General features: G+C 59.4%; 2 protein-coding genes. Both read left to right on the forward strand.

Features of this window, described 5'->3' with window-relative positions:
• The first annotated feature begins 541 nt into the window (after positions 1 to 541).
• Entirely contained in the window at positions 542 to 1,756 is a 1,215-nt protein-coding gene (locus tag QM590_RS25745; RefSeq protein ID WP_269596888.1) for a hypothetical protein, read from the forward strand.
• A gap of 390 nt (positions 1,757 to 2,146) precedes the next feature.
• Positions 2,147 to 2,344: a transposase gene (locus tag QM590_RS25750; RefSeq protein ID WP_269596889.1), complete on the forward strand. Its 198-nt coding sequence runs from the start codon at positions 2,147 to 2,149 to the stop codon at positions 2,342 to 2,344.
• Positions 2,345 to 2,594: the final 250 nt, after the last annotated feature.

The following is a 2,594-nucleotide window of genomic DNA, read 5'->3' on the forward strand; positions in this document are numbered from 1 at the left end:
ACCAGTGGGGACCTCGACCTGGCCACCAGTGGGTACTTTTTCATGGCCACGGACAACCGGCGTCGGCCACGTTGTGCACGGCTTCGCGCAACTGGCCGCGAGGCTTGACTAGTTCGGTTGCGTACCTGCCGTTGATTGACTCCGCGAGGGAGTTGTCGTGGGCACGGCCGACGATGACGATAAATGCATCAATACCGACCTCGAGGAGGCGATCAGTTGAAGCGACCGAATGGGGGCACCTCGCGCGTACATGGGTCTACCGACTTGAGGCGTCATTGTGGTAGTCGAGTTCGGCCGATCGGTGACGCCCTCAATGCGTCGAACCTGAATTGCCTGATTGTTCGCGTCGAGTAGCAATGAAGTTGCCTTGCGGCTCGAGGCAATCGTTCAGACCGCACACGCGGCCTGAACCACTGAATCCCGACAGTCGACTGAACCATGGGCAGCCCCGAACTTGGGGCAGTGCCGTCACCACGTACCCGTGGTTGCTCACCACGCCCCATAGGTCTCGAGAACCGGTCGTTCGTTCTAGACTTCATCAATGACGACCACGGCCGAACGTCCAGCGGCTACCGCCAATCTCGGACTGAGCGGCTATCTTGCCGTAGCCGCTCTCTTCGCGGCTGTACTCCAAACCGTCTCTATCGCTCTGCAGCCCGGCGTGTCCGGACTGACCCTCATGGATGATGCAGTTGTCGTCGTTTTGGTTGCCAGCATTTTTTCACGGCTGGGCCGCGCGCCGGGGTGGACGGTCTACCTCATCGCAGTGTGGGTGATGCTAATGGTGTTCGGTGTCATCAATTCGATCGTCGGGTCCGGCGTCACGCTGATCCTGTTCCGGCAGGTGACCATTCCAGCTCTGCTCATTCTGGTTGGACTGACAATGACTTCTTATGAGTGGCGAATAATAGCTCGGATCTCCATCTGGATCGGCATCGTCAACGCGCTGTATATGGCGTTGGAGTACGTGGGAGTTCGCCTACTCGACCCTGCCACGCTCGCGTCTTACGACCGCACTCACCTGGTAATGCGTGACGGGCTGCCGGCATACTACTATTACTACGCAGACTCGTTCGGGCTCGGTGAGATCGTCCGAGTTGGCGGGCTCGTTCTCAATCCGCCGATCGCAGGGCTCGTCACTGGCGGCGCACTCGCCCTGCTTTGGTACACGCCAGACTTTCGGTATCGCCGCATGTGGATGATCCTGCTGACGCTCACCACTGCTATGACATTCGGGCGCGGCGGCATCCTGGTTGCAGCATTTGCCATCGTAGTTCCCGCGATGATTCGCAAAATCGGCCGGATGGCGACTGTGGTGCTTATCAGTCCCGCCACGTACTTTATCGGCACAGAGCTGGCCGACGACGGTAACAGTCAGATCCATGCGAAAGGCCTCACCGACGGGTTGCGCTTCGCCTTGGACGGACCATTCGGCCTCGGCTTCGGTGCTACAGGCAACGCACTGAAGGCGCTTGGGCTCACCCGATCGAGCGAGAGCCTGCTCGGCATCGCGTTCGCAGCAGGCGGGGTCGTAACGGTGCTGATCCTGGCCGGCCTGATTGCTAAGTTGTTCGTGTCAATCAACCGCGTGGGGAATTGGGAAGCAGCCGTCGGCATCGGAGTCATCATCGCAGCACTGTTTTCAGAATCCGCAGGTGCGCTGAACGGCACGATCCCATTGTGGATGGCAATCGGTGTCGCACTCCGCAAGGCCCACGAATTCCGGCAGACGAGCACTGCGAATCTATCACCCTGACGGGTACGCAACGCGAGATAGGTGCCGCGGTTAAGCCGGTCAGTTTGGGACCTCGGCAGACAAAAGTTCATTTGGCCAAATTACGTGGCGGGTCGTCAAGCTGGCTTGGCTAGTGCTTCGGGAGTTTCACAGGGTGACGTGCGAGGGGAAGAGGTAGTCGGCTTGAGATGTGGGGCAAGTCCCGTCAAGACCGTGATCGCGGGCTGGTGTGTTGCCTGCGCACGCATAGGGTTTGTCGATGGCGACGGCATTCGTGATCTCTTTACTGATGAGATCGGTGTACCAATTGCGCTGAGGTTGCCCCGGATAGTTGACACTGAGCTAGCAGGACCACAGGTTCCGCTGGAAGGATGTCCGCGTGTCCCGCAAACGCAGCTCGTTCACGACCGAGTGCAAGGTCGAGCCGCTCGTAGGACGATCGATTCCGACCGCACCATCGCCGACGTCGCCCGTGAACTGGGCATCAACGAAGCCCTGCTCGGGCGCTGGGTCGCCGACGAACGTCGCCGTATCGAAGCCGCAGCTGCCTCCGGTGACCAGCCGCTGACCGCTGCGGAGCGCACCGAGCTCTCCCGGTTCCGCAGATAGGTTTCCAGGCAGGAGAAGATATCGCGTTCTTGAAGAGAGCCTCCGCGTACTTCGCAGCAAATCAACAAAAGGTGGAGCTCTACGCGTTGATTGCCATGGAGTGCGCGAACTCCGCAATTCACCGGATGGCATGTTTACTCGACGTGTCGAACTCAGGGTTCTACAAACACCAAGGACTCAGTGTGACAATCAGATGGGACTGCCCCGAGTTCAGTTGACTCGTGGGGTTGAGTGATTCAGGCCGCGTGTG

The organism is Rhodococcus sp. IEGM 1372, assembly GCF_030056835.1.
In the GTDB taxonomy this organism is placed as follows: Bacteria; Actinomycetota; Actinomycetes; order Mycobacteriales; family Mycobacteriaceae; genus Rhodococcoides.

Bases quoted from the DNA above. Each gene is read 5' to 3' on its own strand.
- QM590_RS25745 (WP_269596888.1), top strand. From the start codon at position 542: ATGACGACCACGGCCGAACGTCCAGCGGCTACCGCCAATCTCGGACTG.